Here is a 16,053-nt window from a genome sequence, read left to right as displayed (position 1 = left end):
ATGATCGCGATGGGATGCATTCATGTCCTGGTGAAGCCGAGTGTCCGGTATCCGGGCATGCGGCGTGGGAGTGAGGCGGCGAGGATGGGGGTGGCTGGGTCGTGGTAGTCGTGGACCTCGGCGACGTCCTTGCCGGGTGCGGCGCGGATGACGCGGCCGGCGCACTGGACGAGTAGGCCGTCGTAGGAGATCGGGCCGGCGAGGAAGAGGGAGTCGAGGGCTGGGGCGTCGAAGCCTTCACCGATGAACGGTGTGGTGCCGATGACGAGCAGGCCGTCGCCGGTCTTGGCGCCGTCGAGCCGGTGAACGATGGTCCGCCGTTCGCTGGTGCTCATCGCGCCTTGGAGCACGAGCGCCTGGTGTCCGCGTGCGGCGAGCAGAGCGGTGAGTGCCCCGACCTGGGCGACCCGTCGGGTCAGGACGAGACAGTTGCGACCGCGGGTCAGGGCTACGGCGACATCTTCGGCGATCTGGGTGTTGCGGGGCTCGTCGAGGGCCAGTCGCCGGTGTACCTCGGCGAGCGCGCCGGGGGCGTCAAGGTCGACGTCGCCGGGCTGGAAGATGGTCTCGTGGATGAACAGCGTTCGACGGGGTCCGGCGTCGGTGTACATCGCTGCCGCGAGAGTGCCTTGTTCCTCGTCGGTCAGGGTGTGCCGGACGGGTCCGAGTTGCCAGGTGACGAGTTGGCCGAGGCCGTCTCGTCGGGTGGGGGTGGCGGTGAGACCGAGCCAGAACTGCGCGGCGATCCGTTTGACCGAGTGTTCGTACGCGGCGGCGCCGAGGTGGTGGCATTCGTCGACGATGACGTGCCCGTACCCCTGAGTCAGGGCGGCGACGTCGTCGCGCCGCGCCAGGGAGGGCAGCAGCGCGATGTCCACCGTGCCCGTGAGCTTGCGTCGGCCGCCACCGAGTTGCCCCGGCCTCAATCCGAGGAACTGTTGGATCCGGGTGCGCCACTGGTCAGCGAGGGCTTTGCGGTCGACGAGGACGAGGGTGGAGGTGTTGCGTTCGGCGATCACGGCGCAGGCCATGACGGTCTTGCCGGAGCCCGGTGGGGCGACCAGGATCCCGTCGTCGTGGGCGAGAAGTGCGCCGACCGCGTTGGCCTGCCTGCTGGTGAGTTCGGCGGTGAACGCGGCGTCGATCTCGGTCCCGGGGTTTCGTGCGTCCGTGACGGCCAGCCGGGATCCGGCGCGCTCGACGATCGTGGCGATGGTGTGCCGCAGGCCCCGCGGGAGGACCAAGCGGTCATCGAGGGTGAGGTCGTAGCCCTGGATGAAGCGTGGGGTGTCCCAGGTGGACTTGTGGAGTCGCTGCAGCTCGTAGAACTTTGGGTTGGCCATGGCGGCGGCGTGCTTGAACGTCGCCAGCGCGGCGGGGGTGAGTTGTCTGGCGTCGATGCTCAGCCCGGCGCCTACCTCCGCGTGGACCACCGGAGGGAGCGGAGGGTGGACCTGGGTCGCGGCGGACCGGCTCATCGTGGCGACGTCGGCACCGGTGGCGGCTTGCTTGGCCTGCCGGGCGACGTGTTCGGCGTCGCCGGGGCTGAGCCGGTCCAGCGTCGACAGGAACGCCCACTGGTCCGCGTGCGGCTCGAGGGTGCCGAGGTCGAGAAACGTGGTCAGCCCGTCCTTGCGGCGGCGGCCCTGCAGCGGTGCGGCGATGAGGTTGCCGAAGCCACCCTCGGGCAGGACGTCCTGGTTGGGAAAGAGACGGTCGTACGACCGCAGGTCCATCGACCCGCGCAGCACTATCGCCTCGCGCAGCAGGACCGTGCCGACGGCGCGCGCGGTGGCCGCGGGAACAGCGCCGGTGAAGAAGATCCACACGTGGGCGCCGCGGCCTGACTGGGAGATCTCCATCGCGGCGGGCACCGCGCTGGCTCGCGCCGCTTTCACATAGGCCAGGGCGTCGAGCATCGCCGTCGGCCCGTCGAAGTCGGCCACGACGAAATGACAGGTGTTGCCGGGCATCAGCGGGTACAGGCCCATGAACACGTCGCCGACCAGATGCGCCGCGACGACCTCCGTCGTCCGGTGCAGGTAGGCGGCACCCCGCCGGTCCATACCCTTACGCCAACCGCCCGCGACCGCGGGCATCCAACCGGCGGCACCGGTACGGACGTTGTCCCACCGCACGGCGTACACGTCGGCCCGTGCCCGGAACCGGTCGACGAACATCGCCAGCTTGTCCCGAGTCGGCGAAGCCATGGTGACCAGCCCCGGCGGCTCAACCGGCGCGGACAACTGCTCCGGCGCCGCAGACGTGTCCTGGCCGCGCAGCTCCAGCAGACGCGCCAGCCGGGCGTTCTCCGCCCGTAACCGCTCCACCTCCCGCCGAAGATCGACGAACTCGGCTACCGAACCCATGCCGACCATCCTCGCGCATCAGGCTCCGGGCACCGCGAGACCGGTCCGCTATCCTCCGCCGATGGCATCGAAGGGCAACGCCACGCTGCAGGCGATGATCGAGGAAGCCACCGTCGACGCGTACGGCGACGACGAGCAGCTCACCGGCCTGTTCGCCATGATCAAGGAGCATCTGGCGGTGCCGTTCACCACCACCGTCCTCGGCGTCGAGGTCACCGTGCGGAAGGTCGACCTGACCGCTGACAGCATCGTCGCGGTCTGCGCCCGAGGTCGCCACCGGCAGAGGATCGACCTCCTTGATCTGCCGCTACCCACCCCCGCGCCGGACGGCGCCGGTTGGATCGACGTCTATCGGCACTGGGCCGGAAGGTAGGCCACGATGAGCGAGTACCAGTACTACGAATTCATCGCCGTCGACCGGCCCCTCATCGGCCGGGAGCGGGCCGAGCTGCGGTCGCTGTCGACCCGGGCCGACATCACCGCCACCAGCTTCGTCAACACCTACGAGTGGGGCAACTTCAAGGGCAACCCCCGCACGCTGATGGAACGGTACTTCGACGCCCACCTGTACCTGGCCAACTGGGGAACCCACCAGCTCATGCTGCGGCTACCGAAACACCTGCTCGACCCCGCAACCGTCGCCCATTACTGCCAGGGCGACAGCGCGTCCGTGTGGACCGCCGGCGAGCACATCATCATCGACCTCCACGACGACGAGGACGGCACCGACGAGTGGGACCTCGACGGCCACGGTCTGCTCACCTCGATCATCCCGGTCCGGGCCCGCCTCGCCGCCGGCGACCTGCGCCTGCTCTACCTGGCCTGGCTGCGCTGCGTACAGTCCGAGGAGATCGCCGACGACGAGCCCGAACCGCCCGTCCCCGCCGGACTGGGCACCCTCGACGCGCCCCTCACCGCTGTCGCCGAGTTCCTACGCATCGACTCTGATCTGATCGCGGTTGCGGCGGCCGGGTCAGCGCCAGCCGCCGCCGGTGAACCGACCGCTGCGCAACTACGCACCTGGGTCGTCGGGCTGCCCGCTCGGGACAAGGACGCCATCCTGACCGACCTGATCACCGGCGGCGACAACCACCTACGCAGCCGACTGTTGCGCCGCTACCGCGACGCACACCCCACCGACGCGGCCACCCCGACGGCCGCCCGCACCGCCGGGGGACTACTCGCCACCGCCGCGAAGTTGCGCGCCGAACGGGAACGACGGGACGCCGACCAGCGCGAACGCGAGCGGGTTCGCCGGGAACGGTCCGCCGCAGCCGCCCGGCAACGACACCTCGACGCTCTCGCGGTCGACCAAACCGCCGCATGGCAGCGGGTTGACGAACTCATCGCCACGAAGAAACCCCGCGAGTACGATACCGCAGTTCAGCTCCTCGTCGACCTACGCGATCTCGGCGAACGCGACGGAGACAGCACATCGTTCCGACAGCGGCTGGCCGAGCTACGGGCGGTGCACGCCCGCAAGCCCAGCCTGCTCGAACGCCTCAACCTCGCCGGCCTCGACACCTGACGCACGGTTCGCGGCCCGGTGACCCTCGCCAGAGTGTGGGGAGGTCGTGAGGCCACCGCGGCGTATCGGGGACGCTCCGGACAGCCGGCGCCAATGGCAGGAGGCTCCAGGCGTTCGCCCGGACCCGCAACCAGACATCGAACCGTGTCGTTCACGAGGGTGGACCCGGAGGGCCGGTGACTGTCTGGGTGTGTGCTACCGATGTCATGGCCAGCTAGGAGTAGGACGCCCCGGCCCTCGCTGACAACCGCTGTATCAGCACTGGATGGAGACTTGCGACCGATCGCCCTTTCCGAAGTTGTGGCTACTGAACCGCGGCGGGTCCCACGCCCCTGACCAGACAACCGAAAAGGGTGGTGCCCGATGGGCAGCCTGTGGGCCGGCGTCGACGTCGGCAAGACCCACCACCACGTGTGCGTTGTCGACGACGACGGCACCGTAGTTCTGTCTGAGAAGATTCCCAACGACCAGCAGGCCATCTCCGGCATCGTCGGGCGGCTCGGCAAACGCCGTAAGCCGATCCGCTGGGCAGTCGACCTCCGCGGCGGACCGGCGTCACTGCTGCTGGCGGTCCTGTTCGATCGGGGTGCGGACGTTCGCTACGTCAGCGGCACCGTCACCTCACGGATGGCGGAGGCGTTCCACGGTGAGCGCAAGACCGATGCCCACGACGCCTACGTCATCGCCCAGACCCTGCGCATGCGCGGCGATCTACCGACCCTCACCGTGGCCGACAGGGTGCAGCAGCAGTTGAAGCTGCTCGTCTCTCGCCGCCTCGACCTGGTCGCCGACCGGGTCCGCATCACCGCCCGCATCCAGGACCTCTTGACCATGATCAGCCCGGCCCTGGAGAAGACGCTCAACCTGCGCAGCAAGGGCGCTCTGCGGCTCCTCGCGCAGTGGCAGACCCCCGCCGGACTGCGCCGCGCCGGTGAGGACCGCATCCTGGCCTACCTACGCCAGCACGGCGTGCGGGCAGCCAAGGCCCTCACCGCCAAAGTCCTCACCGCCGCTCGGGCACAGACCGTCGCCGTCGCCGGGGAGGCCACCGCAGGCGGGATCCTGGCGCAGATGGCCACCGACCTGGAAGCGGTCAGCGACCGCATCACCGCCATCGAGGAAACCATCGCAAGTATCGTCGCCGAGCACGAGCTGGGAGAGATCATCACCAGCCTGCCCGGCATCGGCACCACCCTCGCCGCCGAGTTCCTCGCCCACGCCGGCACCCTGACCACCTACCCCAGCGCCGCGGCACTTGCCGCGCACGCCGGACTCGCGCCGATCTCCCGCGACTCCGGCCGCCGCCAAGGCCACCAGGTCCGACCCCACCGCTACCACCGCGGGCTACGCCGGGTGTTCAGCATGTCCAGCTTCACCGCCCTGACCCACTGCCCACGATCCCGCGCCTACTACGACAAGAAACGAGCCGAAGGAAAGACCCACCGCCAAGCCACCGCCGCCCTGTCCAGACAACGCCTCAACGTCCTCTGGGCCTGCATCCGCGACAAGACTCCCTACCAGCCCAAACAACCAAGATCAGCAGAGGTGGCACAGTGCGAACTCGCGTAGAGACTCCTCCAGCGGATGCCAACCCGGGTGAACCGGCGCCAACGCGGGTCACCGCGGCGCACCGCCGGTCGCAAAACGGGGTTCGTGTGCTCCGGGTGTGCTCCTGGGCTGGGCGAACAGGGGTCCGGGCAACGTAGGTGAACGTGGGCCACTCCCTGCCACCCCAGGTGAACCCCAGGTCGTTACACTGACCACTCGCGCCCCCGTAGCTCAGGGGATAGAGCATCGGTTTCCTAAACCGTGTGTCGCAGGTTCGAATCCTGCCGGGGGCACCAACCTGCGACGAGTTTCCGCAGCTCAAGGCCATGATCGCCACGAGGTGATGGTCGTGGACTCGGATTGAGGGTCGGTCGGCTGGTCCCGCCGTGGCAGTTTGCCCAGCTCAACGGCCATCGGGCCGCCTCAAGAGTTGTCGCAGGTTCGCGTCCTGGGTGGCACGCAAAAGCATCTCGGCCAGTTGCGTCGACCTATGACAAAGCGGGCCGTCCCGAGGGCGGAGGTCGCCTCGCAGCAGCAGCCTTATGGCTCTGTCCCAGCTGCGCAAAGGTGAAATCCTCACCCTGCTCGATGATATGAAGGAGGGCGCCCACCGACGCCCTCCTTCACCCTTCGCAAGCGTCAGCGGGTCGGGCCGGATCGCACGCAGTTCGCGACCTGCTTCGACGGCGACGGCTTCGACGTCGCCGGTGCCGTGTCCGGCTTCGTGTCCTTACGACGCTTGCGGTGCGACGGCCAGGTGCCGGGACGGCTCATGACCGGCGTCGTCCGATGACGGGAAGCCGACTTCGGACGGTGGAGTTCGAGCATGGAGATCCTTTCACTCACGGTACCCCCGGGTCGCTTCTTCGAGATCCGGAGACGGGCTGTTCGCCACACTCGAAAGTGTGGCAGATCGATACCCCAGAGTTCGGCTATCAGTGTGAGTGCAGTGTGAGCATCGGGCTGGACCCGGATGCGACGATCGTCCATGTCGAACGCCGAACCGATCGAACGGGCCCTGGAGATTGTGGAGTTTCACCTGCTGGGCGACGTGCACGTCGTCGATGATGATGATCAGGAAATTTTTCTCTCGCCACAACAACGAGCGCTGCTTGCCGTGCTCATCCTGGCTCCCGGCCAGCGCGCCGACCATCAGCACATCACGGATCAGCTCTGGCCGTCGGGCGGTGGCTCGGCGGCGGCGCTGCGGCAATGCGTGACCGGCCTGCGCAAGAAACTCGTAGACCGCGTGCTGAAGGGCGGCGATCGTGGCTTCGTAGAAATCCGCGTCGCTCGGAACGAGGTCGACTATTTTCGGTTTGTCGACGGCGTGACGAGCGCCTTAAAAAGACCAATCGAGGAACGGCTCGAGGTGCTGCGCTCCGCGCTCGTGGAATGGCCTGACGAAATAGCACCTCTGGTCGGTACTGGGGAATACGAAGTCCTCGGCCTGCGAGACGCGCTAACGAAGGAGCGAGTCAATGCTGCCGAGCGGTACTTGCGGTCACTGGAAAAGTTAGATTCGCGGGAGTTTTCGGATCAATTGCGCCGTGCACGTCGACTGTGGCCGGCAGACTCGGGCCTGTTCGCGATCGAGTTGGAGTGGCGTTTTTCTCGACGGCGAGCGGACGTCCACCAGTTCTACCAAAACTGGGTCAGAGAATACGGCCGCCCAGCCCTTGCGATCGAGCAGCTGTATATACGGCGCAGTCGTGGCTCAGTTCTTGGGCTTGCCGAACTGTCGACCCCACGCCAATTACCAGCACACCGTGCGAGCCTCTTTGGGCGGGAGGCGCAGCTCGCCGAATTGAACGAGGTACTGATTCGGGACGACCCCACCGCGTTGCGCGCGGTAGTGGTCACAGGGATGCCGGGCGTGGGCAAGAGCCAGCTCGTGCAGTATTGGGCCGACAGCGTGGCGGCGTCCTTCCCTGACGGCACGCTGTACATCGATCTCAACGGCTTCGGCTCGCGAGAGGCGCCAGAGGAGCCCACCCAACTCCTGGCCAGGCTGCTCAATGACCTCGGCGTCGAACCGTCGGCGCCGACGTTCGACGGGATGGTCACGACCTACCGCACCGCGTTGTCTGGTCGGCGAACGCTGGTGGTGCTGGACAACGCAAGGGACGAACGGCAAGTCCGCCCTCTGTTGCCTGGCAACGGTCTGTGCGCGGTCGTCACGACGAGCCGCGACCGCCTCGAAATGCTGCAGATCCAGGAGCAGGTCCACGAGATCTGGCTGGGCCCGCTCGGCCATGCGGACGCTGTGGCGCTGCTCAACGGTGATCTCGGCACTGCGCGCGTCGGCCACACCCAGGAGAGCCTCGACGAGATCGCCGCCCTGTGCGGCGGGTTGCCGCTGACGTTGACGGTCGTCGCCGCCCGGCTTCGGTCCAGACGGCGGGAGAGCCCTGCCGACGTCGCCGCGTCGCTGCGGGATGAGCACACGCGGCTTGACACCCTCGGCCATCGCATCGGCGACCTCGACATCCGGAGTGCACTGAACACCTCGTACAGCGCACTGCCAGACACCGCACGCAGGCTGCTCGCTCAGCTCGCTTTGCACCCAGGCCCAACCATCGGCTGGGCAGCCATGGTCGCCCTGTGTGGAGGCCCGGCCCTCGCAGTAGCGGGTGATGAAGCCCTCACCGCAGCGAACCTGCTGGACCAACCGGCCCTCGATCGGCGCACGCTGCACGACTTGGTGCGGCTGTTCGCGACCGAGCGCGCTCAAGACCTGCCGCCGGTCGACCGGTCGCAGGCGATCGATCGCATCTTCGGGTACCTACTGCACAACGCCCACTCGTGTGATCAGGTGCTGGCACCTGATCGCCGACTTCCGATCGGCGAACCGACCGGCTTCGACGTAGTACGCCCAGCCACGGTGCACGAGGCCATGGCCTGGCTCACGACCGAGTATGCGACTGCGACCGCTGCGGTCCGGCGTGCTCACGAGCGTGGTCTCGACGCGCACACGTGGACGCTTGCACTCACCCTTGTCACCTTCCAGTGGCGGACGCACCGCTATCCGGACTCGGAGCGCTACCTGGGGTACGCGATGCAAGCTGCCGATCGTTCGGCGTCACCGACTGTGCGGGCGTTGGTCCGCCGAGCCTTGGGCGGTTCACTGCGCGGACTTGGCGAACGTCCTCGCGCGAAGTCCGTGACGATCGAAGCAGTGGCCCTGGCCGAACAGGATGGCGACGAGCACGGTGTCGCCCATGGGAGACAGCGGCTCGCCCTGCTGCACCGGGAGATGAACGAGCCGCAGGCGGCTGCACATCAGTACATGCTCGCGCTGGCCGACTTCCGCCGTCTTGGGGTCGCCACGGGCGAGGCTCACGCCTTGGCGGGCCTCGCCGACGTACGGCTCGATCTCGGCGACGTGGGGGCGGCGCTGGAGTTCGGCGAAGCCGCAGTAATCCTGTTCACGGAAACAGAGGACGAGAACGGACAGGCAAATACGATCGTGGGCCTCGGGCGTGCGTATGCCGCGGGGAACGACAACGTCAGGGCCGCCTCGCATTTTGAGGACGCAGCGTCGCGGTACCGGAAGATGCAGTATCGCAGCCGGGAGGCGCTGACACTGGTCGAGCTGGCCGGAGCGCAGCAGGCCGGGCTGGCGTTCGCCGACGCCCGCGCATCGCTGAGGCGCGCTAACGAGATCTATCTCGATCTGGGTGACTCGGCCGGGGCCGACACTACCGATGCGCGCCTCAGGAAGCTCGATGCCTGAGATGGCGACCGTAGCGATACCACTCGGCCGGGTCGGGGTGTGGCGCCCGGGGATCACGCCGCTCGCCCTGGCGCGGCAGCTTCGGCTCCAGAGCCGCCAGGATTTCCGCTGTGTCTGGTCGCCGATTCGCGTCGAATGCCACCATCCGCAGGCCGATCTCGCGGAGTACGTCATCTATATTCTCCAGCGGAACTCCGGGGAATTGCGGTGTCTCGTGCTTCGGAGGCCCATCGTGTTTCGCATATGGCACGTGCAGCACGCACATCTTAAAGAGAGTCGCCCCCAGGGCGTAGACATCCGTTCGGACCGTGTGTGGCGCGTTTGTGAGGTGCTCCGGCGGCGTGTAGCCATGGGTGCCGCAGGGACCGAAGTCTCCGGCATCTTGGCGGATCGCACTGCCGAAGTCGAGCAGCCATACACTGCCATCCTTCCGGACAGCCACATTGTCCGGCTTGATGTCGCGGTGCAGCAGGCCGCGGCCATGGACCTGTCCGACAATGGTGCACAATTGTGCCATGGTGGCAATAGCGAACTGGGTGCGGACGGGGGCGTTGCTCTCCGCAAGTCTCGACAGTTGTTGCCCATCAATGTAATCCATGACGAAATATCGGCGACCGATATGCCAACCGTCGTCGTGGACTGTTGGAATACCAAAAATTCCATGCAGCTGTTTCGCATTTGTCAGGTCTTCGTCCAGCTGATCAGCAAGGCTCTGGAACTCGGTTGCGGAATGGAGCGTGCGACTCTGTTGGACCTTGATTGCCACGATCTGGCCATTGCGTCGATCGCGTGCCTTGAATACCTCACCGTATGTGCCGTCGCCTATTCGACACGCTACGTCGTATCGTCCGTCGATTCTGGTGCCCGATTCGATCACAGCAACTCCCGACCAGATCATGAAAGCGAGGATCAGTATGGCAGCGTGGCAACAGCCTGACGGCGTTGTCGGCGATTCGTCGTTCATCAGGGTGTCGCTCGGGGTTCTCGGCCCCCAGCGGTACCGCTGCCCGGCCCGCGACGCGATGGCCGCCCGCCCGAATCTCGTCGCATCGGTCGGCGTCCGGCAGGGACGCGAACTCCTGGAGTCGTTCACGCTAGGCCCGTTCATGACCGCGCTCGACTTGATCGAGGACCGGCGGTTCACGGCCGACCAGGCGCTCATCACCGTAAGGGAGCACTCGCAACGCCCGATCCACGACGGCGTCCTGCAATGGACCACGCACGCTATCCGGGCCTACCTCGACGCGTTTCCCAGCGACGCGGATCGGTCGATGCGGCCAGTGCGGAGCCGGTGGACATCCCAGACTCGGCTGGGCGAGCCGGACGACCGCGGCGCTCGCCGGTATGAAATGAACGTCTGGGGTCGCTGCTACGTCTCCTCCGACGGTCGCGTGCGCGAGCTCCGCCTCATCGCCAACCGGCTAAACGCACGCAGCCGGGGGGACGCCGAGATCGCCGTTGCAGCACTCGTTGTCGCCAAAGGGAGCCCTGGTCGACCTCCCAAGCGGGTGCGGATCGTGCAGTTCGGCGTCCTGGAGGGCGCCGCTGAGACGCTCTTCGACAACACCCCCGAGGCTGCCGCCGAGATGTACCGGCTGCATGCCAAGGCCGCCCTCGCGTCGATCGTGGACAGCACCGAGTATCGGCCGGGGGCAGCGTGCGCCGACTGCCAGTTTGCCTCCGTCTGCCCGAAGCTCCCTCGCCAGCCCGGATTGCTCGGCGTGCCGGATTTCGCCAAACCCAGACGGAGCTGGTCGGCGACGAACGCGCGTTCCTACCGGAATTGCCCCGCACAGGACTACCTGCGGCAGCAGCGGCTCCCGGTTGACGCCACGATCGAGCAAAGCGCGGCGGCCGAGCGCGGCCGAGCCGTGCACGCCTTTCTCGAACGGCGGCACGGGCAGGCCGAGCGGAAGCGCTGCGATCTGCACGTTCCGTCGGATTGGGTGCCGGCAGGGTACGAGCTGACCGACGACGACCGCGGCCTGGGCGCACGGTTGTTGCGGCAGCATGCCGAGATCTGTCCGTTGCGGTACGCGAATGAGGTGAAGACGGAACCGGATCTCGCGTACGACGACACGGACGCTAACGTCGTTGTGCTTGTGAAGCCGGACCTGCTGTATGAGGAACGCGGCGCATGGGTGTGGCGCGAGGTGAAGACGTCCGGTAGCGATCGGCGCCGGCCGGCCGACGTGCTCGTGGAGTATCCGCAGCTAGCGCTCGGGATCGTACTGGTCGCACGCGGAGCTTTTGGGCTGGGACGCGGTCGCGTCGAGCTCGAGGTACTGCGGCCCGGTGGGGCGGACTTGATGATGTTCGACCCGTTCACCGACGGCGTGCGGAAGCGGGCCGAGCGGGTGCTGCTAGATCACGTACGTGCCTGGCGCGCCGACGACCGATTTGCCGCGGTACCAGGCGACGGGTGCCGACGCTGCGAGGTGTCCCGCTGGTGCTCGGCAAAGGCCGGAGCTGCGGTATGACCGAGGAAGACGGGGCTTCGCTCCTGCGTGACCTGGCCCGGGCAATGTGCGCGCTCGCCGCCGCCGGCCGTACCGGTGTGATTTCTCTCCCGTATCCGCCTATCGTCCAGCGCACGCTGGACCGTGTCGTGTGGGCCTGCCTCGACCGCGGCGAACGCCCGCCAAACAGCGTCGTGGAGTTGGTCGCTTGGTGCGCAGAGCGCACGCCGAACCAGTGGCCGTTCCCGGTACCGGCGGGGTTTCTCAGGCAGGCCTCGGTACTGGTCGATCCGCGCGTACGGATGCCGACCCGCACCTGCGTCGAACTCTGCGCCGACGGTACGGACGACGCACTGGACGCGGTGGCCCAGCAGTTGATCCGTCGGCTTAGCGAGACGAACACGGGCGCGGGATCGATCGACAGTACGCGAGCGTTCCTGATCGACCACCCGGTCTTCGACCGCACTACGGCCCAGCAACCACGTCACATGGCGATTTGGCGTCGCGTTCAATCGCTCTACGCGAGGGTTCCGGCCATGCATCGCTTCGAGCGCTTTGTACCCACCTGTCCCACGTGTGGGCTACTTGCCCGCCTCGACGCCGAGGGACGGCTTGTCTGGTGTGAGGGCGAACTCTGCCCACGTGACACTGCTGTTCCCGATCCCATGCCGGCGGCCGACGAGGTAATGCTGCTCTGCGAGCCGTTGCGGCAGTTCGTGGCCCTGCCCGGGCGCGCCGAGCGGCAACTCCGGACCGACCTGGCCGGTCTCGGGGTCAGCTGCACCCTCATTGACGCCGCCGAAGGCGCGTTGGAGCTGAGCTCCCCTGTCCGGGGCAGGCGGATTGTCCGCGTTGTCGACCGCATCGAGCCTGCGCTGCTCGCAGCAGCTGCGGCGGGCTGGCCGGACTCGCTAGTCGTGGTGCCGGATCGTCTCTTCGACCACAACCCTGCATACCGGACGGCGTTCTCGGCTGCGAGGCCGCCGACTATCGACATCCCACTCGTGTCTGTGAGCGAACTTGTTGCCCTTGTCTGCGCCGCTATTGAGGAAACGCGCCATGCGTAGCCCGAAGCCGGTGCTACAGCCGGTACTCGATCTGCTGCTCGACGTCCCCAACATCAACATTTCGGGACCCGAGTTGCAAACCATGTGCGAAGTCGAGGTCGGCCTTTGGCTGCAGCAAAGCCTCATCCCGAAGGCGGCGGCTGCCGACGCTTGGCCGTTGTTCAGCGGGTATCCGTTCGCCAGGGCTTGGGGCTTAGCCGTCGATGAGCGGCTGCTGCGGGTGGCCCGCCATACGCTTTGGCCGTACCAGCGGCAGACTGCGTGGGCGGACATGCTGGACTTCTACAACCGGTGCGACCCGAGACTGCGCGGTTTCTCGATCCCCGACCCGCGGTTGCCCGCCGAGCGGCTGTCCCCAGCGTTTGCCCCGAAGCGCTGGGAGCAGTACGACGAGCTGCTCCGTCAGGCGCCGCCGTTCACGCGCGTCGAGCTTCCGCCTGCGAGCGCCGGACGATATCGGTTTTCGGTCGGCCAGGCAGTGGTCGGGGTCAGCATCCCCGATCGGCCGAAGGTTGCTCCGCAGCCGCACGACCTCGGCCTGTCCCCGACAGGGCGAGGCGCGCCGCTGACGATCAGCCGATGGGCGCTGCTAAAGACCGCGCGCGACATGGACGAGTGCGAGCCCCAGGATTGGTACGGGCGGCTGGAGCGAACCGACTTCTTCACGCGTGGCGATCGCACCTTCGATCACAGCGACGACCTTCCCATCGACCGCATCCAGCACCTTCTAGGCATTGTCGGGGCCGGCAAGAGCACGATCCGCGACATCATCACGATCCATCTCGCCCGGCGCCACATGCGGGTCACGGTCGTCGTCGGTGACGTCGCCGAGGTGCTCAAGCTGGTTCAGCTGTACAACACGCATCTCGGCGACCAGGTGGCCGCGCCCATCGTCGGCTCCAGCGCGCGTGAGCGGCACGCCCAACGATTGCACCGCAGGATCGCGAGCCGGGAAACGCCGAACGTACTCGGCCACGATGATCCGGGTTTCCAGTACCTGTCGACCTCGTGTGTGATCAACAACTTGCTGCCAACCGACGACGAACCGTTGACGTTCAACGAGGCTCCCTGCGACAACCTGTACGCGGAGGCTCCGGCCCGGCGCGGGGACGGCGAACGCATGCCAAAGGGTCGGAGGTCGGCGTGCCCGTACTGGTCCGGCTGCCCCCGGCATCATGGGGAGCGGGCTCTCGTGGACGCCGCCATCTGGGTGACAACCCCAGCGGGCTTGGTCGAATCACCGGCTCCCCGCCCGCAGAACGCGGAGCGCGTCCGGTACCTCGAACTCGCCTGCCGCCGCAGCGACCTAATGATCGTCGACGAGGCCGACCGGGTGCAAATGCAGCTTGACCAGTCGTTCGCGCCGGCCGTCTCGCTGGTCGGCGGAGCGGGCAATCGATCGCTACTCGATGACCTCAACACCCACCGAATCCGCGAGCTTGCCTCCAGCGGCCGTACGCAGCTCTCTGATCGTGACGTGGAGAACTGGACCGCCGCGGTCAACGTCGTTACCGCGGCGACTGACCGGCTCTACGCAATGCTGGTCGGTGACCGCGAGTTGCGCCGGTGGGTCAGGGTGGGCTACTTCAACGCCTGGACGCTTCAGCTGCGGCTCATCGAGGACCGGTACCCTGCGCCGGACGACCTCGCGGCCCGGACGAAGCTCACCGAGCGGCTAGACGAGTTCCGCGACAACCCGTTTGCCGATCGCCGCGAGAGTTCGGAGGGGGAGCTCGTCCGGCTGGCCGCGGAGCTGCTCTATACGAACTATCCGGCCCTCACACGCAGTCGCCTCGGCCTCCTAATGCGGACCATGTTCGACCTGGAGCCCGTGCTGGCAGAGAAGCGGAAGGCATTCGCCCCGGGGAACGCGCGCACCCGGCGAGAAACGCCAGAGCAGTGGGTAGAAAAGCAGTACCGCAGGTTCGGGTTCATGCTCCTGGTGTCGATGCTGGAGCGGAAGCTCTCCCTGGTCAACGCGATGTGGCCGCGGGTCGAAATGGCGCTGAAACTCAACTTCAACCAGATGTACCGGGGCCCGGTGGACCATCGCCCGGTCGTGCCCGAGTCGCCGATGGGCAACGTCGTGGGTTTTCAGTTCATCGTAAGCGGCCCCGACCCCGGTGGCGTGCGCAGCGGGGAGTTGCAGTACTTCCGGTGCCTGGGTGTCGGCCGTGAGCTTCTGCGGGCAATGCCGGGACTGGCCGAGGTGGACGCCCAACCACCAACGAACGTACTGCTCATGTCCGGTAGCAGTTGGGCGGGCGTTTCCAGCCGGTACCACCTGCCGGTGCCCGTCGGCGTCATCCTGAAACCGAAGCCCGCCCCTTGCAAGGACCGGCCCGGCATCGACGACTCCGAGGCACGTATCGAGTTTCTAGGCTCTGGCGATGCGCCGATCCGCGTCTCGGGCAAGCAGGGAGATGCCCGAGACGAGGCGCTGCGAACGATCGCCCAACGGCTCGGCGAGCAGGTCGACGATCGGCCCAGCCGGCTGGAGTGTGAACTGCTGGAGTTGCCGGAGGCACGGCGGCGGATCCTGCTGCTGGTCGGCAGCTACGAGGAGACTGCGGTCGTCGCCGACGCTCTTCATACGCTGAGCGAGCGCTGGCGCGGTCACGTTCTGCGACTCGTGGCGGACGACGACGAGACCTTCGACGTCGATTCAAACGGCGACGATCTGCACGCCGGCATTCTGCGTCGGGGTGACGTGGACAACCTCGCCGAGACCGGAGCCGATGTACTGGTGGCGCCGCTGCTCGCGGTCGAGCGTGGGCACAACATCCTGAACGACGCGAACCAGGCCGCCATCGGCACTGTGTACTTCCTTATCCGCCCGCATCCGCGACCAGACGACATTTTCTTGGCCATTCACGCCATCAACGACTGGATCGTCAGGGCGATCGACTCGGGCGCGTTCGACACCTGGGTCCGCGACCATGACACGATCGCCGAGGCCGCGCGCGAGGTGCGGAAGCGAGCACGATCCAAGTGGTATGGCATGCTCGCCCGGCCCCTCTCGTGGGGCAGGCTGCGTGAGGACCGCGACAGCGTCACCTGGGACATGCTGGTCCTGATGTGGCAGGTGATCGGCCGCCTTGTCCGCGGCGGCGTTCCGGCCCGCATCGTCTTCGTGGACGCCGCGTTCGCGCCAAACCTGGCCGAGGAATCCGAGCTCCCGGACACCCGCGAGACGAGCCTCCTGCATTCCGTGCTGTACGTGCTGCGCCCGTATTTCGACGACGCATCGTACGTTCCGGAACACGATCGCTTCATTGTCGACGCCCTGTATCGGCCGCTCTGGCTGGCCCTCGACCGCTGCATCCGACCCACCGTGGAGAGGTAA

General features: G+C 67.1%; 9 protein-coding genes and 1 tRNA gene. 8 read left to right on the top strand and 2 right to left on the bottom strand.

What is annotated here, in order from left to right; genetic code table 11:
• Window positions 1-20 precede the first annotated feature (20 nt).
• Window positions 21-2,369: a DEAD/DEAH box helicase family protein gene (locus ABZ272_RS07610; protein WP_355049060.1), complete on the bottom strand. Its 2,349-nt coding sequence runs from the start codon at window positions 2,367-2,369 to the stop codon at window positions 21-23.
• Window positions 2,370-2,430: 61 nt separating this feature from the next.
• Between ABZ272_RS07610 and ABZ272_RS07605 the strand changes: the two genes are divergently transcribed.
• The 5 genes from ABZ272_RS07605 to ABZ272_RS07585 all read left to right on the top strand — a co-directional run bounded on the left by ABZ272_RS07605 (window position 2,431) and on the right by ABZ272_RS07585 (window position 9,181).
• Window positions 2,431-2,742: a hypothetical protein gene (locus ABZ272_RS07605; protein ID WP_355049059.1), complete on the top strand. Its 312-nt coding sequence runs from the start codon at window positions 2,431-2,433 to the stop codon at window positions 2,740-2,742.
• A 6-nt stretch (window positions 2,743-2,748) separates the two neighbouring features.
• On the top strand, window positions 2,749-3,897 hold the full coding sequence (locus tag ABZ272_RS07600) for a hypothetical protein (RefSeq protein WP_355049058.1): 1,149 nt from the start codon (window positions 2,749-2,751) through the stop codon (window positions 3,895-3,897).
• Window positions 3,898-4,260: 363 nt separating this feature from the next.
• Window positions 4,261-5,466, top strand: coding sequence for an IS110 family transposase (locus tag ABZ272_RS07595; protein WP_355049057.1), 1,206 nt, complete (start codon window positions 4,261-4,263; stop codon window positions 5,464-5,466).
• 199 nt (window positions 5,467-5,665) lie between these two features.
• Window positions 5,666-5,741, top strand: a tRNA-Arg gene (locus ABZ272_RS07590).
• A gap of 692 nt (window positions 5,742-6,433) precedes the next feature.
• Entirely contained in the window at window positions 6,434-9,181 is a 2,748-nt protein-coding gene (locus tag ABZ272_RS07585; protein WP_355049056.1) for an NB-ARC domain-containing protein, read from the top strand.
• Here ABZ272_RS07585 and ABZ272_RS07580 read toward each other — a convergent pair.
• On the bottom strand, window positions 9,162-10,058 hold the full coding sequence (locus tag ABZ272_RS07580) for a serine/threonine-protein kinase (protein WP_355049055.1): 897 nt from the start codon (window positions 10,056-10,058) through the stop codon (window positions 9,162-9,164). The two genes, ABZ272_RS07585 and ABZ272_RS07580, sit on opposite strands and share 20 nt — an antisense overlap.
• Here ABZ272_RS07580 and ABZ272_RS07575 point away from each other — a divergent pair.
• The 3 genes from ABZ272_RS07575 to ABZ272_RS07565 are packed head-to-tail and all read left to right on the top strand — an operon-like array spanning window position 10,042 to window position 16,053.
• On the top strand, window positions 10,042-11,661 hold the full coding sequence (locus tag ABZ272_RS07575; protein ID WP_355049054.1) for a PD-(D/E)XK nuclease family protein: 1,620 nt from the start codon (window positions 10,042-10,044) through the stop codon (window positions 11,659-11,661). The two genes, ABZ272_RS07580 and ABZ272_RS07575, sit on opposite strands and share 17 nt — an antisense overlap.
• Window positions 11,658-12,707 (top strand): hypothetical protein, encoded by a 1,050-nt coding sequence (locus tag ABZ272_RS07570; protein WP_355049053.1) that lies wholly within the window; start codon window positions 11,658-11,660, stop codon window positions 12,705-12,707. The genes ABZ272_RS07575 and ABZ272_RS07570 overlap by 4 nt, the downstream gene beginning before the upstream one ends.
• Complete coding sequence (locus tag ABZ272_RS07565) at window positions 12,700-16,053, top strand: signal recognition particle (protein WP_355049052.1); 3,354 nt, start codon at window positions 12,700-12,702, stop codon at window positions 16,051-16,053. Before ABZ272_RS07570 ends, ABZ272_RS07565 begins: the two co-directional genes overlap by 8 nt.

Origin of the sequence: Micromonospora sp. NPDC005979 (assembly GCF_040614415.1) — a bacterium.
Taxonomy (GTDB): Bacteria; Actinomycetota; Actinomycetes; order Mycobacteriales; family Micromonosporaceae; genus Micromonospora.
The sequence above is the reverse complement of the archived record's forward strand: the minus strand, read 5'-3'. Positions and strand labels throughout refer to the sequence as shown.

Excerpts from the sequence above, each read along its gene's own strand:
- ABZ272_RS07605 (WP_355049059.1), top strand. The coding sequence starts at position 2,431 with ATGGCATCGAAGGGCAACGCCACGCTGCAGGCGATGATCGAGGAAGCC.
- ABZ272_RS07610 (WP_355049060.1), bottom strand. The coding sequence starts at position 2,369 with ATGGGTTCGGTAGCCGAGTTCGTCGATCTTCGGCGGGAGGTGGAGCGG.
- ABZ272_RS07595 (WP_355049057.1), top strand. The coding sequence starts at position 4,261 with ATGGGCAGCCTGTGGGCCGGCGTCGACGTCGGCAAGACCCACCACCAC.
- ABZ272_RS07570 (WP_355049053.1), top strand. The coding sequence starts at position 11,658 with ATGACCGAGGAAGACGGGGCTTCGCTCCTGCGTGACCTGGCCCGGGCA.
- ABZ272_RS07585 (WP_355049056.1), top strand. The coding sequence starts at position 6,434 with ATGTCGAACGCCGAACCGATCGAACGGGCCCTGGAGATTGTGGAGTTT.
- ABZ272_RS07565 (WP_355049052.1), top strand. The coding sequence starts at position 12,700 with ATGCGTAGCCCGAAGCCGGTGCTACAGCCGGTACTCGATCTGCTGCTC.
- ABZ272_RS07600 (WP_355049058.1), top strand. The coding sequence starts at position 2,749 with ATGAGCGAGTACCAGTACTACGAATTCATCGCCGTCGACCGGCCCCTC.